General features: G+C 44.3%; 12 protein-coding genes. 5 read left to right on the top strand and 7 right to left on the bottom strand.

Annotated elements, in window-relative coordinates:
• Positions 1 to 61 precede the first annotated feature (61 nt).
• The 7 genes from AC1DP6_RS25270 to AC1DP6_RS25300 all read right to left on the bottom strand — a co-directional run bounded on the left by AC1DP6_RS25270 (position 62) and on the right by AC1DP6_RS25300 (position 9,867).
• Positions 62 to 1,663 (bottom strand): RagB/SusD family nutrient uptake outer membrane protein, encoded by a 1,602-nt coding sequence (locus AC1DP6_RS25270; protein WP_477057323.1) that lies wholly within the window; start codon positions 1,661 to 1,663, stop codon positions 62 to 64.
• 17 nt (positions 1,664 to 1,680) lie between these two features.
• A complete protein-coding gene (locus AC1DP6_RS25275; protein ID WP_477057324.1) occupies positions 1,681 to 4,839 on the bottom strand; it encodes a SusC/RagA family TonB-linked outer membrane protein in 3,159 nt (1,052 codons plus the stop codon).
• Between the two features lie 85 nt (positions 4,840 to 4,924).
• Positions 4,925 to 5,974: a FecR family protein gene (locus AC1DP6_RS25280; protein ID WP_477057325.1), complete on the bottom strand. Its 1,050-nt coding sequence runs from the start codon at positions 5,972 to 5,974 to the stop codon at positions 4,925 to 4,927.
• Positions 5,975 to 6,043: 69 nt separating this feature from the next.
• A complete protein-coding gene (locus tag AC1DP6_RS25285; protein WP_477057326.1) occupies positions 6,044 to 6,598 on the bottom strand; it encodes a sigma-70 family RNA polymerase sigma factor in 555 nt (184 codons plus the stop codon).
• Positions 6,599 to 7,163: 565 nt separating this feature from the next.
• Entirely contained in the window at positions 7,164 to 7,901 is a 738-nt protein-coding gene (locus tag AC1DP6_RS25290; RefSeq protein ID WP_477057327.1) for an SDR family oxidoreductase, read from the bottom strand.
• Between the two features lie 65 nt (positions 7,902 to 7,966).
• Positions 7,967 to 8,839 carry a helix-turn-helix domain-containing protein gene (locus tag AC1DP6_RS25295; protein ID WP_477057328.1) on the bottom strand — a complete coding sequence of 291 codons (873 nt, stop codon included), beginning with the start codon at positions 8,837 to 8,839 and terminating at the stop codon, positions 7,967 to 7,969.
• A 611-nt stretch (positions 8,840 to 9,450) separates the two neighbouring features.
• On the bottom strand, positions 9,451 to 9,867 hold the full coding sequence (locus tag AC1DP6_RS25300; protein ID WP_477057329.1) for a DUF4345 domain-containing protein: 417 nt from the start codon (positions 9,865 to 9,867) through the stop codon (positions 9,451 to 9,453).
• A gap of 169 nt (positions 9,868 to 10,036) precedes the next feature.
• On the opposite strand from AC1DP6_RS25300, the gene AC1DP6_RS25305 reads away from it, so the two are divergent.
• The 5 genes from AC1DP6_RS25305 (at position 10,037) to AC1DP6_RS25325 (ending at position 18,020) form a co-directional block, all read left to right on the top strand.
• Complete coding sequence (locus tag AC1DP6_RS25305) at positions 10,037 to 10,237, top strand: hypothetical protein (RefSeq protein WP_477057330.1); 201 nt, start codon at positions 10,037 to 10,039, stop codon at positions 10,235 to 10,237.
• Between the two features lie 298 nt (positions 10,238 to 10,535).
• A complete protein-coding gene (locus AC1DP6_RS25310) occupies positions 10,536 to 11,117 on the top strand; it encodes an RNA polymerase sigma-70 factor (RefSeq protein WP_477057331.1) in 582 nt (193 codons plus the stop codon).
• 156 nt (positions 11,118 to 11,273) lie between these two features.
• Positions 11,274 to 12,560 carry a FecR family protein gene (locus AC1DP6_RS25315; protein WP_477057332.1) on the top strand — a complete coding sequence of 429 codons (1,287 nt, stop codon included), beginning with the start codon at positions 11,274 to 11,276 and terminating at the stop codon, positions 12,558 to 12,560.
• Positions 12,561 to 12,764: 204 nt separating this feature from the next.
• Positions 12,765 to 16,121, top strand: coding sequence for a TonB-dependent receptor (locus tag AC1DP6_RS25320; protein ID WP_477057333.1), 3,357 nt, complete (start codon positions 12,765 to 12,767; stop codon positions 16,119 to 16,121).
• 33 nt (positions 16,122 to 16,154) lie between these two features.
• Positions 16,155 to 18,020 carry a RagB/SusD family nutrient uptake outer membrane protein gene (locus tag AC1DP6_RS25325; RefSeq protein WP_477057334.1) on the top strand — a complete coding sequence of 622 codons (1,866 nt, stop codon included), beginning with the start codon at positions 16,155 to 16,157 and terminating at the stop codon, positions 18,018 to 18,020.
• The last annotated feature ends 22 nt before the right edge of the window (positions 18,021 to 18,042 follow it).

An 18,042-nucleotide genomic window follows, 5' to 3' on the forward strand; every position in this document is an offset into this window, starting at 1 on the left:
ATTATATGGTAATGGGCTACGGGGTACTTCCTGCCGGTGGTTAATCCATGCTGTTTTATAATTAGTTCCAGCCGTTGTTGATGTCTTTGGCTACATTAGGATTATAGTTTTTTTCTACATCGGGAATAGGGAACAACAGGTGTTTATCCTGGAAAGGTTGGGTGCCCGTGCCAGGTTCTGCTGCCTTTTCTGCATTGATAGTTTGTTTGATAATACCCCAGCGCAACAAGTCGAAATACCGGGATTGTTCGCCGCATAATTCCAGTTGCCGTTCGCGCATCAGTATTTTCATTGCATTTGTTTTGTCGCCTAATGTGGTGTATAAAAATGCGTGAGAGCGGGAACGTATACTGTCTATCAGCGCCAATGGAGCATTGCCTGTATTGCCTTGCTGGATCTGTGCTTCGGCCAGCATCAGCATTACATCTGCCAGGCGGATTACCTGCCCGTTAATCGGGCTTTTAGGGTCACCATATTTTTCCATGAGATTATAATACTCATACTTCTTCCAGCGATAATCGCCCTGGGGATCGGCGGGATCAAAAGGATACGGCTTTGCACCGGCAGCGCATTGCTGACAGTAAACGGTTTCACCACCGGAAGCGGGAGTGCCGTAAAAAGTAGATTTAGCGCGGGGATCTGTATATTGCAGACCATTTGCAGGATTGGGATATGTAAATGCTTTCACAGCGGCGTTGCTGATGTATACATTCTTCCAGTCGTTCCATCCATACTCCATAGCACGCCCACTATGCGTTTGTTTACCTACCTGTTCTGCACCGTTACCAAACATATAGTAGGGCGAACCAATGCCCCAGTCGGTCCACTGTTGATTCATGATCTGGAAAATGCTTTCCGGTGTGTTCTGATTGGTGGTACTGAAAACATTATCAAAGGAAGAATCGAGTTTGTACGTATAAGGCGCACCCATCAGTTTTTCCAATTCTGTTTGTGCAGGTACCCATTTTTTCTGGTACAAATAAACTTTGCCGAGCAGGGCTGTCACGGCGCCTTTGGTGGCTCTGCCCAATTCCGCAGTTGGGTATACAGTGGGCAGTTCCGCTGTGGCCTGGGCTTCTGTCAGGTCTTTTTCTATTTGTTTCCACACGTCAGCAGCAGGGCTGCGGGATAAATAGTTTTTATTAAGTGTGGTTTGATAGTCGATATACAGTGGTACATCTCCCCATAATGTTACCAGGTGAAAGTAGGCATATGCCCGGAGGAATTTTACTTCTGCGAGGTATTGATTCAGTTTTGCACGATCGGCGGTAGCGGTAGGATTCCAGGCGGCGGCGCGGTCCAGTACCAGGTTGGTTCTGAAAATCATCCGGTATAGGGAATTCCATAGGGAACTAAGATCGGCGTTGCTGGTGCCAAAGCTGTAATCGCCCAGCTCCTGTTCTGGACCCAATAAAAAGCTGGCCCGTTTGGCATCGTGCCCGAGGAGGTCGAAGATAAAATAATATTCCCGCGCCCATAATCCGGGATGCAGCAATGTAGCGTAACTGGCTACAGTGGCCTGGTTAAGCGCGCTGATGTTAGTGAAATAAGTATCGTACGCATAGGCGCTCTGGTCTACCAGGTCGAGGCGTGATTTTTTACATCCGGGTGCAATGGCGACCAGCGTGGCTATGAGGAGCGATTGATATATATACTTCTTCATAAAATACATTTTAAGAATTAAAACCCTAGTTGAATACCTGCCAGGAAAGTTTTGGGCTGCGGTACCTGTCCCTGATCAATACCACGTGCAAACAGGTAGTCACCCGCTATTTCCGGATCGTAGCCGGTGTAATTGGTGAAGGTGAATAAGTTTTGTGCTGCCACATAAATGCGGAGTGATTTAACGGTGCCTTTGGTCACCGTGCTTAGCACTGACGCGGGAGCGTTGTAGCCAATGGTAATGTTCCGTAAACGCAGGTAGCTGCCATCTTCCAGCCACCAATCGGAGGGGCGGAGGTTTCCGTTGCCGGTAGCATTCTGACCTATTCTCGGCAAAGCCGCTACATCACCTGGTTGGCGCCATCTGTTGAGGATGTCGGTAGATGCATTATGACCGGTGGCCATAATGCTGGTATTTAATTTTAAGCCATTGAGTAATTTCAATCCGCTAATGCCGGACAACACCAGGTTCAGGTCAAAATTTTTATAGGTTACGCCGGCGTTGATACCGTAAATAAATTTTGGAATAGCATTGCCTAATATTTCCTGGTCCTTAGCGGTGATAATACCATCGCCGTCAATGTCTTTATAAATAAAATCTCCGGGTAATAATCCATCCTGGTATTTAGCATTTGGCTTGCCTGTTTTCTTTGCGGCTTCCTGGTCCAGGGTAGCCACTTCGGCAGCATCTCTGGCCACATGATCCAGGCGGTAACCATAAAAGGAACCGATGGAGTAGCCGGCGGCGGTATAGGTAGTGGCAGGAACGGGAGAGAAGGCGCCTGCCTGGATGGGCGCGGAAAACTGATCGCCTAACGACAATACCTTGTTGCTGTTAACAGATCCGTTTACGCTTACGTTGTAGCTGAAGTTATTATTGATCTTATTCTTATAACCGATGGTGAGTTCAAATCCTTTGTTTTGCGCATTCGCAGCATTCACTGTTTTCCTGGGCTGGGTACCGGTAGGACTCACACCTATGCTGGCTGGCAACAGGGTAGTAACTAACAGCCCCGTACTTTTCCGGTTGTACCAGTCGGCTTCAACGGTGAGGCGGTTATTTAAAAATGCAAGGTCGATGCCGATATCTGTTTGATTGGTTTGCTCCCATTTTAAATTAGGGTTGCTTAAAGTCGTCAGTGTAGTGCCGGATACAAATGATTCCGTGCTGCCAAAGGAATATACCAGCGCGCCTCCGGGCGTACCCTGGTAAGTTTTCGCTGTATTCAGGAAGTTGGGTATGCTGTTGTTGCCGGTTTGTCCCCAGCTTACGCTGAGTTTACCATCCGATAAAACAGGAACTGTATTCTTTATAAATGACTCCTCTGAAAAGCGCCACGACAAGCCTCCGGCGGCGAAGTTGCCATAGCGGTTATTAACGCCGAAGTTGGATGCGCCATCTCTGCGGTAGCTGGTTGTCAGTATATATTTGTCATCAAAAGTATAGTTGAGCCGCCCGTAATAAGAGATGACGGAAGGACGGGCGTAGTTGGAATAGGAGTTGGTAACAGACTGGGAGGAAGCTACGCCAACGTTGGTAATATTATCATTGGGTTGACCGGTACCTCTTATGGTAGAACCATTGGTTATGCCGGGATCAATATAGCTTTGTCCGGCTATTAAAAAGAGCTGGTGTTTGCCCAATATTTTTTCATATGACAGGTAATTCTCCAACATGTAATACGAGTTCTCTGTAAAGGCAAGCGTAGACTGGCGGGCCTGGTTCAGGAAGTTGGATGACTGGTACTGTTGCTGGTAGCTGTTGCTCCGGGTGGAGTTTACTTCTGCGGCAAACTGCGAACGGAATTTTAGTCCGTCGATGATCCGCACTTCACCGGACAACTGTGGGAAAAAAGCCAGCGCCTTAGTTGTTTGACTCCTCATCGCAATATCCTGCAGTGGATTGCTGGCGTTGCTGTAATCATCGATATTTGACAGGATAGAATATCCGCCCTGTATAGAGGGGTCCAGTACAGGTTTATACGGCGCGTACTGGATAGCATTGATAATATTGGCGTAATTACCGTTGCCCACATTCTGTCTGAATACCAGGTTCTGTGTAAACCGGAAGCGTCCCAGTGTTTCTTCGAGACCCACGCGTGCCTGGAATCTTTTGTTGGTAGCATTGGTTAAGATGGCCTGCTGATTAATGTAGGTAGCGGACACCGAATAGCTTACCTTTTCACCGCCGCCGCTGATGTTCAGATCGTTTTCAGATACAAGGGCGTTGTGGAAAATAGCATCCTGCCAGTCGGTGCTATCCTGTAACACCGCCGGGGTATTAAATTTTGCCGGCAGTACCGCATTCTTGGTAGCGGCCAGATCTTTCAGCGCATCTACGTACTGTGCGGCATTCAGCAGATCCAGTTTCTTCCATGCTTTGGCGATGCCCCATTGAGAGGTAAAGCTGACACGCGGAGGTCCGGGCTTCCCTTTTTTGGTGGTAATGATCACCACGCCGTTGGCCGCTGCGGAGCCATAGATAGCGGTGGAAGAAGCATCTTTCAGAATAGTGATGCTTTCTATATCCTGGGGATTGATTGTATTAAAAAGATTTTTAGTACCCTGGATACCATCGATCACGTATAATGGATTGATGTCGGTGAAACTGCCGGTACCGCGGATAATGATCTGGGCATCTGCACCGGCGGCGCCGCTGCTTTGCAGTACCTGTACGCCGGCGGCTTTACCGATGAGTAATTGAGAAGGGTTGGTCGCGTTTACTGCACCGGCTTCTTTGACGGTTACCACGTTGAATGCGCCTACTACATCTTTTTTCCGCGCAGTGCCATAACCGATTACCACGATGTCGCCCAGCGCTGCCACCGTTCTGACGAGGCGTACAGAGAATGTTAATGTGGCGCCAGGTTTAAGAAGAACGTTGTTGAGCTGTTGTGTTTCAAAACCCATGTAAGAAACGCTGAGTAAATATTTACCCTCAGGTGGTAACCCGGAGAAACGGAATACGCCGTTGCTGTCGGTGATTACACCAGCCGAATATTTTGTTTTTTCATTCAGCGCCACTACGGAAGCATTTGGGAGGAGTTCCCCCTGGTCGGTACGTACAGTGCCGGTTACCTGCATGCGGCCCTGTGCCTGTGCGGACATGGACACGCCTGAGATCATCATGCATAGCGCCAGGAGCAGGCGCCATTTTGGTCGATAGAACATCTTCATAACTGGAACGTGGTTTTTAAATCCGGGGCATAGCAAGCCCCGGGCGCCTTTGCGCCTTTTAGGGAATAGAACTGTAATGATTGAATTATTTCTTCTTAATAATAAATCCGCTATCGTTTCGAATCAGCTTCAGATTATTGGGAAGTGTTAAATCGGTCAGGATTTTCGCCAGTGAGTCCGTGTTCTCAAACTTGCCATCGAAATAAATCTCCATCACGTCTGACGGATAATAATAGATGGCTACGCCGTAATAGTTACTCAACTGATCGAGTACCTGTGCCATTGGTTGATTGTTAAACTTATACCAGTCGGGTGTTGCATGACTGTCGCCGTTGTTTCCTGCTTTTACTAATATATCCGTGCCCGTAGTATTGAAGTTGGCTACGATGGCTTTCCCTGTTTTGCGATAATAACGGAGTTCTTTGCCCGGTGTGAGCACTACATCATTGATGACCTTCTTTTTATCGGTGGCGCCCTGTACCAGTACTTTACCGGTGTTCAGTCGTACGGTGATCATATCATCCCCGGGAATGGCTTTTACATGAAAAAAGGTGCCCAGGGCGGTGGTAAATAATTCGCTGCTATAAACAACGAAGGGATGTAATTTATCGGCGGTTACAGTAAAATCCGCTTCTCCCGTGATGTATATGTTTCTGTTTTCCCTGAACTGTTTATTATATACTATGCTGGCTGCCGGTTGCAGTTGTACCACAGATCCATCCGGTAATACAAGGGCCATCACCTTGCTGCCGGTGTTTTCTTTCCGCTCCTCTTGCCCGGGTGGAATTGTTGCCACTGTTGTGCTGGCAACGCCGGTTGCTTTTTTATGATCGCGATTCACCAATAACAACGTTCCTCCTATCAGCACACCTGTTGTAACAGCGGCGATAGCCAACCGTTTGGCCCATTTTGTCCGGCTGCCGGCAAATACCGTTTGCTGATGAATATTTTTCAGCCACTGCCGGGAAACCGTTTCCGGGAAGTAGCCGTCTTCCTGTAATTGCAGGAATTCTTCTTCCGGCAGGTATTTCTCCAGCATATCAGGATGGTCCTGCAGGTAATGGGCTATCCTGCGAGCTTCTTCCGGTGTGCATTGATTGCTGAGAAACCGTTTTAGTAATTCATCATTTATCATATTATATATGGCTGATAGATAAGTAATACGTTTGTAACGCGAGAACTACGTAGTCTGACTCAAAAAAAATTAAAACCGGATAAGCCAGGCCAGGAGGGAGACTATGAGCCCGAGATAATGTTTTATCTGTTTGAGGGCCTGGAAAATATGTGTTTCCACAGTTCTGGATGATAAGGAAAGTTCGTGTGCAATCTGTTGGTAGCTMATGCCTTTAAAACGACTCATTTCAAATACTTTACGGCGCATCGGAGGCATTTCTTTCAAGGCATTTGCCAGCTTCACCTGTAGTTCTTTTTCCGCCAGCTTTCCCCATAGGTCGTCTACCGGTAGGATATACTGGTCTATTACATGGATTACTTTTTCTTTGTAAACGGTTTCCTTGCGGAGAAAGTCGATCAGGGTAGTGCGGGCAATGCGGAACAGCTGTAACTGTATATTGAGGTCATCAGCGAGATTTTCCCGGTAGTTCCAGCATTTGATGAATGTGAGCTGGGTCACCTCTTCTGCAATGAAGGATGACCGGGTTTTTTGAAGAACAAAATGGTAGACCTTTTTGTGCCAGGAATAATAGACTTCGTTAAACACCAAAAGGTTTCCTTGTTTCAAAGCAGCTATAATATTCAAAACGTGGCAATTTACCGCAGCAATTTAAATAAATAAATGTGGAAATTCCTAGAGATATTGCTGCGCAACCGGATTTCCTTGTTTATACTTACAACATGAGAGGCTGGCTGCAGGGAATTGGGATATCCCCATCCAATGTTAGGCTGACCAGTTAATTTCTTCCAAAGTATCCCCGGTTTGCGTAGATAATCAATTAGATTAAATAAAAAACGATATTATTGATTCGTCAGGCAACGCATTATTAAATTATGAGCATTTATATTAACAAGGAACATTTACTTAAGGAAATTGAATATCCAAGCCGCTATCTTCCCGGCATCCTGCTCAAAACATCGGCTGTTATCTTTGGTATTATCGTTACTCGTTAGCTAGAGTAAGACAGGCATCAAAAAGCGTGATACAATTCCTGTAAAAGAAATGTATCACGTTTTGTTGTGTGTTTAAATGGTAGAAGCCCCTAAAAATCGATGATGCGTCCTTTGTATCCTTTGATATACTGTTATGCATTTAATGTCAAGGCGGCATATTGCAAATACCCTGGTGGGTTTTTTATGCTTCATCTTCGTTACCAGGGTATTTCTCCTGTTTCAGGATTATTTTCCTCACTAAAAAATTTTCCTGTTGGGCCATCATTATCAATCAGCGCATATTTTACTATCCGTTTTCCGGCATCTTTAACAGTTCCGGGTCCACGATGTCCATTGAAATCTGTTTTTGTATATCCCGGGCAAACGGCATTTATTTTGAAGTTGGTATTTTTTAATTCGTATGCCAAAACGACAGTGTACATATTCAAGGCTGATTTTGAAGAAAGATATACAACGCCTTTGTAGTCGTAGTATTTATAGGCAGGATCGCTGTGCAGGGTAATTGAACCCTGACTTGAACTTACATTTACAATACGAGGTGCTGACGACTTTTTCAATAAATCAATAAATGTCTGTGTAACTCGCACCACGCCGTAAACATTTGCATCATAAGTTGCTTTAAACTGGTCAATAGTTGAGTCAAGTGCCGTTTGTGGGTAGCCACCATAAATACCCGCATTATTAATAAGTATGTCCAACACTTTTGTTTTTTTACCTATTTCTTTACGGGCTTTAATTACTGATTCGTCATCTGTAATGTCAAGCTGAATAACTTCTACATTGTTTAATCCCTTCGCTTTTAATTTAGCAAGGGCTTCAACACCATTTTCTAAATTACGGCTGCCGAGGTAAACATAAATTCCTTTTTGAGCAAGTTGCTGTGCAACTTCAAAGCCAATGCTTTTGTTAGCTCCTGTTACTAATGCAAATTTCATTTCTTGTATGAATTTTATAAGGCAAAAGTAGAGGGCTAAAAAATAGCGGAGATGGACAATTCATTCTATTTCCCCGACAAATCTTGCTTGGGCAGAAATTCACTTGCACTTTTTCCTGTGCTTTTTTTGAAGAGCTTTGAAAAATAATCAGGGTCATTAAAGCCCAATTCATAGGCCAATTCTTTGATAGAAGTATTAGAATAACGCAATTTTCTCTGAGCTTCGGCCATCAAACGGTTAATAAAATAATCCTTTGGCGATGTTCCGGCATATTCTTTTACAATCCGATATAAACTGTTTGTAGATAAAGCTAATTTTTCTGCAATTGCGTTGATAGAAGGCTGCTCTGTAAGGTACGTTTCCACGACTAATTTGAACTCCACAAACTTTGAAAGGTTAGTGTTTAAGATATTGACTGGTTCTTTGTTTTTGAAATAAGCGCTGTTTAATTCTGATAGCAACGAGTGCAGATAAGCTAATATTATTTCAGTATCGGTTGCATTTTTATCTAAGTGAAGTATCTGATTTAAAATTCCAAAAACCTTTATTACTCTTTCTTTTGCAGGACTGTCAAGAACTATGGTTGGTGCGTTTAAAGGGTTGACCAAAAAGGGGAATTGTTGTGGCAACAATGCCAATGTATTTTCATCAAACAGCAGCTTGAAATATTTAAGATTGTCTGTTTTAGCGGGTGGCGTAAAAATTTGATTTGGCATTGCAAAAAGCAAGTGCCCGTCAGTAAGCGTAAAGTCTTGTAAGTCTAAATTGTATGTAATTGAACCACTTTCAATTAATACAATAAAATAAGAAGATAATCTGCGAGGTAGCAGCAATTTTTTTTGGATATCAACTGAAAGATAAGGATTGTCGTTTGAGCGAATTTTTATTCCCAGCTCATCATCCTGTGTGCCCTCATATTTCTCTTTTTGTTCTTGCATATTATTTGCTCAAAAGTTTGTAGGGTGTCGCTGTATAATGACCGCTAACTTGTGATTGAGTTATTACAAAATTCGCACTCTTTTTTTATATAATCACTTTTTTATCCCTTGAAGAGTATAGTTTGTAAGCAGATCCTGCCTTCCCGCCTGGGGGAAGTGGATTACCTTTGGTTGAAGGATTTCCTTTACCGCCTCCTGGGCCTACAGTGTCATATTAACCAGATTTGGGAGCTGGTTGCCCCGGTCTAAGATTTTTAGGCATAACTTTTTGACTATTGAAGGTAGTGTTTTTTTGCTATGTCATTCGCTAGTTAATAACAATAGGCCTCGCCGAGAGTGGGTGTCTAATAAGTTTTAACAATATTTATATTGTATAAAATAGGGATTATTGATATTAGTGAGCTTTTATATAACAGGAAAGTTTTTTTATTCGGTTGAAAACTTAGATCAGGGGCAAGCTGTATAGGGATTAAGCGGAAATTTTCAGGCTATAGAGGTTGTATCAAAAATAATTTGATGGACATGAACATCGCGTTAACGAAATAGGTATCCGAATAAAACCGGGCAAAAATTACTTTTGATACAACCTCAGGGATCTTACAAATCTATCATTAGCCCTTGAAGGCAAATCCGCTTTTCCGCAAACGTAGCCACAGTAATGCGCCCAATATAAAAAATACACTTTCAATGACCAGCCATTGTGTACCAAAAGCCCCCAGTGGTCCTTCTACCATCCAGGTAATCATCCTCGACAGCGCATATAACCCCCAAAGCCAACACAAGAAAATTACACCCTGTTGTATATCTTTAAACGCCCAACGTACCAGCATGATGGTGATGGTGAGCCCTACGCCGCCATATACCCCTCTGATAGAACTGAAAGCATCGCTGTTAGGCAACTTCACCTGTACAAGGTCCATCACCGCCTGGGGGCTGAAAAAGCCCATCATACTTACCATTAAAAAACTTCCCGCAGACAGGAACAGGTATAAGCGGGATAATACATTGATAGTTCGGGAATGATTCATATTGCTCTTTTTATAGCGCAAATTTGGCGGCATTGCACAAATAAAATCTTTGTGCATATCAAGATTTTTGTGCAAATGATCACTTTCAATGCAACTTTTTTGTCCACGTTGTGTCTGTAGTTGGAAGTTTAGATGTATTCATGGTATTTAGACCTAAATCATAATCAAGATGAATTTCAACAAGAAAGGGGGGCATAATGTCATAGATGGAGAAATTGGATTCATTGAAAAATTTGAATTCAATATGAACAGCGTGCTGAATACGCTCCTCTTTGCACCTTTTACAGCTACAATTGATCGGGTCGCTGGCACTGGCAGCGTAGCGGTACCGGCATTTAACGCGAAAAAAGGAGTAGCTACCATAAAATAAAAAATGATTAAACAGCAGCAGGTGATGATATGAAACCTGATCTGTAAAAAAATCATCTTCATCTATTGAGAGCAAAAATAACATCTGTAAAAGTCAATTTTGAACTAGTTTGAAAAAAATATGTCCTCTACTTTAGCTGGCAGTGAACAGAAAGTCTTTATGTATCCTTGAATTGGATTAAATATGTCAACCATTTAAACTACTTGCTCAGTTGTCAGGCTGACTCCATGATATCTGATATTCTTACTGTAACCGGGCAAATTGCTTTTTTACCATACAAGTTTTTGGATACCGCGCTATGAGCTTAGATATAATAGATGATGAGGATTGTTATTGCCGGCTGAAAGCGGGAGAAGAAGGGGCGTTTCGTTACCTGATTCGGGTGTATGTACCAGTGCTTTGTCATTACGCAAACAAGATGATCATGAACAAGGTAGCGGCGGAAGATATTGTGATGGATACCATTGTAAAAATCTGGGAAAAACGTGATACTTTTCAATCCTTTGGCAATATAAAAAATTTCTTCTACATAGCGGTCCGGAATGCCTGTTTGAATTATAAAAGAGACAGGGAACGGGAGCAGAAAAAGTTTGAAGTTTTCAATGAAATCAATGATGACATTGCCGTTGATGAAATCATTTACGCCGAGTTGTTGATGGAAGTGAGAAAGGTAATAGATGGGTTGCCCTCAAAAATGCGCGAAATTTTTATTTTGAGCTATGTTCAGCAACTAAATAATCAGGCTATTGCATTGCAGCTGGGCCTGTCTGATCAAACCGTCCGTAACCAGAAAACAAAAGCCCTTGCCATTATCAGGGGAAAACTGGAAAACATGCCAGACATTGAAATTTCGTTGGTGGTACTGCTGCTACTCTACTAACGGATACTCCCAACTTCTTCGCCCTGGTCAACATCTGTTACAGGTATTCTTTTCTTTATCGCTAATTGTTCCGGTTATTATTGCGGTTATTTTTTTGTACGCATGGTACAAAATGGTATATCGGTGTAATAAGAATGATAAACACCTGTTGATGCCATGAAAGATGACAAAATAGACGAAGCATTAGGCGTTGCTGCACTAATACAGCAACTGCAGACCGGTAAGATAACCGGGGAAGAACTGCAGGCGCTGCGGGCGTGGCTGGATGCCAATGAACATAACAAGACTGTATTTAACGGAATAGCCTCGTTATCTCATTGGGAAAATAGCCTAAAGGCTGTTGAAAGTTRCGATATAGATATACTGACTAAAAGAATATTTGAATCGGCAGGATTGGCTGAACCAACCTTTGCTGCCCAGCCTCAGCCCCATGTTTACCGGCTCCGGGGAAAATTACGTAAGTACCGGGTTGGAATGGCAGCCGCTGTAATAGTGTGCCTCATCATTATGGCATGGGGAAGCCGCTACTACATCCTGGGTAGAAGAACTGTTGCACTGGCGATAAATAAAAACACACTTATTATTAAGCCAGGCTCCAACAAGGCCATGCTTACTCTGGGGAATGGCACTACCATGGTCCTAAGTGATACCGTCGGGAATATTGTAACCGCACCTGGCAATAACCAGACAGCCTTGGCAAAAGGGGGCATAATCGTTTATGGGAAGCCTGCTGCACAGCAGCAAATTGCAATGACCTGGAATGTGATCACCACTCCCAAGGGAGGTAAATACGAAGTGGTGTTATCTGATGGCACGCATGTATTCCTCAACTCAGCTTCGTCTCTGAAATTCCCGGTGTCCTTCAATAGCGATACCCGCGAAGTAATCGTTACCGGTGAAGCCTATTTTGAGGTGTCGCACATATCTCATGAAAAAAGACCTTGGCCGTTCCTGGTTAAAATAAGCCGTGCCGGTGGTGATGGCGGCGAAGTAAGAGTGCTGGGTACCCATTTTGATATAATGGCTTATGATGATGAAAAAACAATCAAGGCCACCCTCGTGGAAGGACTCATAAGCATGCGTAAAGCAAATGATTCTATACTGCTTAAACAGGGGCAGCAGTCTGTGTGGTCAGAGCAAACGCAGCGGTTGGAAGTGAAGTCGGCCGATATCGAAGCAGAAACCGCATGGAAAAACGGGCGGTTCCTGTTCCGGTCTACAGACATCAAAACCATTATGCGGCAGCTTGCCAGATGGTATGATATAGACGTCGCATACAGCGGAGATTTAACCAATATAAGATTTGCGGGAAACATACAACGGAAGGAAGATATCAGGGAGTTGATAGAAATACTGGAAGCTGACGGGAGGTTACGTTTCAATATTACCGGCAAGAAAATCATTGTATCACATCTTACAGAACAAGGAGGGTCTATGAAATAATTACATATCACATTATCTCTGAAAATATAAAACCGGAATGCCGCCTGGCAGCGGATTCCGGTGGTAAATGTCCAGCTTTTTGCAAGGGCCTTGCAGTCCCATAGTATCAAAACTAAACTATACAAATATATGTATTTGCTAGTGCAAAACATTCTTTTGCTTTGTCTAAGAGTGTGCCAAACCAAAATCTCATCGCGCGTTATTATGAGAATCACGTCAATTATCTTACTGGCCACTTGTCTGCAGGTACAGGCAAGTGCTTATTCTCAGAATGTTACCTTATCAGGCAAACGTCTTTCTCTTGAAAAGGTATTCTGGGAAATAGAACATCAAACCGGTAGCCAGATCATATTCAATCCTGATCTTGTAAAGGGCATCACCGATATCGACATAGATATGAAGAATGCATCTTTGCCGGAAGTGCTGACCTATTGCCTGAAAGGGCGTGGCCTGGCCTATGAGATCAGGTATAATACAATCATCCTGCAAAAAATACAGGCAGACAAACGTTTAAGTACTGTTGGCGTTGTAGCTATGTTGGCCATACGTGGCCGTGTTACCAATGAAAAAGGGGAGCCCCTTGAAAGAGTAGGGGTACAGGAAAAAGGCACGTCCAACGGCACCTACACAGATAAAAAGGGAGAGTTTGTTATCAATGTTAAAGACGGGCATGCGTTGCTGTTATTCACTTATCTGGGATATAAAAGCAAAGTGCTGCCTGCAGACGGGCAGGCAGCTATAGAAGTACAACTGGAGCCGGCTGCCATAGGTATTGATTCTGTTGTAGTAACAGGATTTAATACGAAGCAGAAAAAAATCAGCGTGGTAGGCGCTGTTACCACTATCTCTCCACAGGAGCTGAAAAGCCCCAGCAGTACTTTATCTTCCTCATTTGCCGGGAAATTGTCGGGAGTGATTGCCAGACAGTCGACCGGAGAACCCGGTAGTGGTGCGCAGTTCTGGATCAGGGGGGTATCTACTTATGGCGGTACTGGTGCGCTGATTTTCCTGAATGGGGTTGAAATCTCCGGAGCTGATCTCAACAGCATCGACCCTTCCAATATTGAAAGCTTTTCCATTCTGAAGGATGCCTCTTCCACAGCACTGTATGGAGCGCGGGGAGCAAATGGTGTCATACTCATCGAAACAAAGCGGGGGAAAATATTGGATAAGCCAAAGATATCTGCACTACTGGAAAGCACAGTGTCTTCTCCTACCCAGATTGTAAAGTTCACTGACGGTGTTTCCTACATGAAACTATACAATGAAGCGCTGCGAAACGACAATCCTTATAACGCGGACCGCTATTCGCAGGAAAAAATTGAGGGTACCATCAAAGGATTGGATCCTTACATATATCCGAATGTTGACTGGTATAAGATGTTGTTCAAGGACTATGCATTTAGTCATCATGCCAACATGAATGTACAGGGCGGAGGACAGGTAGCACGGTATTATATGGGTATTGCCTATTATAAAGATCAGGGCATACTTCGTAACGCCCCTTTATTGAGTGGATTCAAAAACAATATTAATAATAACCGTTTCAATTTTGTGAACAACGTAAATGTGAAGGTGACTAAAACAACGGAACTGGAGCTGAATATCAACGCTGACTATTATCAGAATACAGGTCCTGCCAACGGTGTATCATCGTTGTTCGGCAGCGTAATGGGGGCCAATGGCGTAGACTTCCCGGCTTATTATCCAACGCCTGCTGATGGAACGCCGGATCATATTTATTTTGGAAATAAAACAGATGGTTTCCTGACGGCCAATACCCGTGATAACCCGTATGCAGATCTGGTATATGGATATGGCCAGTCTGCGGCATCTACACTGCTTACCACATTGAGAGGGACACAGAAATTAGACGCAATAGTGAAGGGTTTGGCCTTTAATGCCATGATCTCTTTTAAGAACTGGAGTAGCAGCAGCATAAACAGAACGTACGCCCCTTACTATTATAACCTGGAGAGTTATCACAAGGATACAGATGGAAAGTATGCATACAATCTTAACTGGATTGCCCCGGCAGGCGGATCTACCGCATTATCGCAATCCGGCAACAATAGTGGAGACCGGACATTGTACATGCAAACCACATTGAACTACAACCGTGTTTTTAATGAGCGGCATGACGTTTCCGGGATGCTTGTTTTTTTGAGGAATGAATATAATACCAATACTCCCGGTGGCGCCATTGTAGATGCGCTGCCTTCCCGCAAACAGGGATGGGCCGGCAGACTTGCATACGGATTTGATACACGTTATTTTGCAGAAGTGAACCTGGGCTATACCGGCTCAGAGAACTTTGCAGCAGGACACCGTTACGGGTTCTTTCCGGCAGGTGGATTATCGTGGGTTGCCTCCAACGAATCTTTCTTCAGGCAGATGATGTGGACCAGTCATGTCAACCTGTTAAAACTGCGTGCTTCCTACGGTTTATCAGGTAACGACCAGATACAAAGTGACCGTTTTCCCTATCTCAGTGTAGTGAATATGAACAGCGGAAATGGTTTTACCACCGGGTACAATTTCGACAACGGCATGTCGGGTATACAGATAACAAGGTATCCTAATAATAATATACAATGGGAGATCAGCAAGAAGCTGAATATAGGAATGGACCTGGGGTTATTTAATGACCTTACGCTAAATATAGACTGGTTCCGGGAGATACGGAGTAATATCTATCAGCAGCGGGGTACCATACCGGCAACGGCAGGTGTGCTGAGTGCATTGCCCTATTCCAATATAGGACGGGTGCTGAACCATGGTATTGATGCTACTTTGTTGTACAGTCACAGTGTTAACAGGGACCTGCAGGTTTCTTTCAGAGGTACATTCACTTATGCACGAAATAAGATATTATACTATGATGAACCTGATTATGCGGCGTTAGGACTCCAGAACCTGTCGTTCAAAGACCATCCGCTGAACACCAATTTTGGTCTTGTGGCAGAGCGTTTATTTATTGATGATAAAGAGGCGGCCAATAGTCCTGTATTCATTGCATCAAAAGCCGGAGATATCAAATACAAGGATATTAATGGTGATGGGGTGATTAATAATAATGACCGTGTAGCCATGGGGTATCCAAGGGTGCCGGAGATTGTGTATGGCGCCGGTTTTACCATTACATACAAGAAACTGGATTTTGGGGTTTTCTTCCAGGGCTTGTCCCATATGTCTGATTATATAAACGGATTCCGTCCATTCGGGCGCTCTCAGAACAACCTGCTGGCAGCCATCGCAGCTGACCATTGGTCGCAGGATAACCAGCGTCTCAACGCCTTTTATCCACGGCTCACGGCACTAGAGTCGGCTCCTAATAACGAGCAGTCTTCCACCTGGTGGTTACGCGATTTTTCCTTCCTGCGTCTGAAGCAATTAGAGTTAGGCTACACTCCTGCGAAATATGTAAGGGTGTATCTCAGGGGTAATAATCTGCTCACCTTTTCGAAATTCAAACTATGGGATCCCGAGCAGGGAGGTGGCAACGGGCTGGGATATCCTCCACAGTCAGTTGTTAACCTGGGCGCGCAGTTCAATCTCTGAGATCATCGGTTCATCATCTGAAAAAATAAGGCTATGAATTTATTCAAATCCAAATATATACTTGCAGGCGCCTTTCTATGGCTATTTACAACAGGCCTGTTTTCATGCAGTAAATACCTGGACATTGTGCCACCTAATACTGCCAACATTAATACTGCATTTCAGAATTACAGCACTGCCCTGCGTTTCCTATACTCGCTATATTCATACCTCCCGGTAGAGAATGATGCGAGTTATGGTAATATCAGCGCCTGCGCTACAGACCAGGCTATCCCGGTATGGCAGGGGAATGTGATTGTACGTCTGTTACGCGGTGAGCAGAACTCGTCTAATCCTCTATTCAATTATTGGGAGGGCAAAAATAGTTTGCCGAATATTAGCCTTTTCGAAGGTATCAGGCAATGCTATATTTTCCTGGACAATGTTGACAAGGTACCGGGCGTAACTCCCGAAGATGTGAAACGCTGGAAGGGAGAAGCTACTTTTCTGGCAGCATACTATCACTATATCCTGCTGCGTCAATACGGCCCTATTCCCCTGATCGATCACCAGGTAGACTTTAATGCCACTACCGGTAGTGATATCTTTCCTGAACGTAAGCCTTATGATGCGTGTGTGGATTATATCGCCCGCCGTTTTGATGAATCCATTTCCATGCTGCCGGTTAATACCCCTTCACAGAATGAGCTGGGAAGGGTAACTTCAGTGATAGTGAAAGCGATAAAAGCCCGTATGCTGCTTACAGCAGCGTCTCCCTTGTTCAATGGTAACAGCGATTATTACAGCAACTTTAAAAGTAAAGCCGGTGCTCCACTGATGAATCTTTCCTATGACAAGGAAAAATGGAAACGCGCTATCGACGCCATCAAAGATGCGATGGATGCGGCATCGCAGGCAGGTAAACACCTGTACCAATTTACGGATTATAAAGGCCCCAATGATTTCTTTGACGCAACGCATCGTGACACCGGTATGATCGCTTACCGTTTTGCCATGGTAGATCCCTGGAACGCAGAGCTGATATGGGGATATTCCGTACCTGAAGGCTGGTATCAATGGCAGCAGAACTGTGCCCCGCTAACCGGGAACTCGTACAATGGTATAGGTCCCAGCCTGAGAACAGTAGAGTCATTTTATACAGAGAACGGATTGCCAATAGACAAAGATCCTACCTGGAATTATGCCAGTCGTTACGATGTAGATCCCGATGCTCACACCATGAACGTGAATCTGCACCGCGAGCCACGGTATTATGCCTCTGTAGCCTATGATAATGGCTCATTCCTGGTAAACGGCACTGCCGAAACCATGCACTTCAAAGGAGGCGAAGACCAGGGCTGGCACTCCGGAGCCACCAATTATTCCATTACCGGATTCCTTGTGCAGAAAGTAGTACATCCGCAGACAGTTGCCACCGACAACAACTTTACATTAGTTAAATATCCCTGGCCTATCATCCGTCTGGCTGAGTTATACCTCTCTTATGCAGAAGCTTTTAATGAATACTATGGAACCGCTCAGCAACAAACAGTACTGGATTATCTCAATATGATCAGGAAAAGATCTATGCTGCCTACTGTGCAGGCCTCATGGGCGATTGCCGGACATGGCCCCGTATTCACGCAAGATGAAATGAGGACCATTATCCGCCAGGAACGCTCCATTGAACTTGTTTTTGAAGGACAGTATTTCTGGGATATCCGCAGATGGAAACAAGGTGATAAATATTTCAATCAAACTGTTTACGGTATGAACTTCCAGGGAACTGACGAAAGCAGTTTTAACCGGGTTACACCGGTAATGACACAGGTTTTCCGGACGCCTGCCAGCTACCTCTTCCCACTCAGTGTACAGGAACTGAGCAAGAACAATAACCTGGTGCAGAATCCCGGCTGGTGATCATACTTTCTGTTGCTCCCCC

This window comes from Chitinophaga sp. 01L420, from assembly GCF_056399985.1.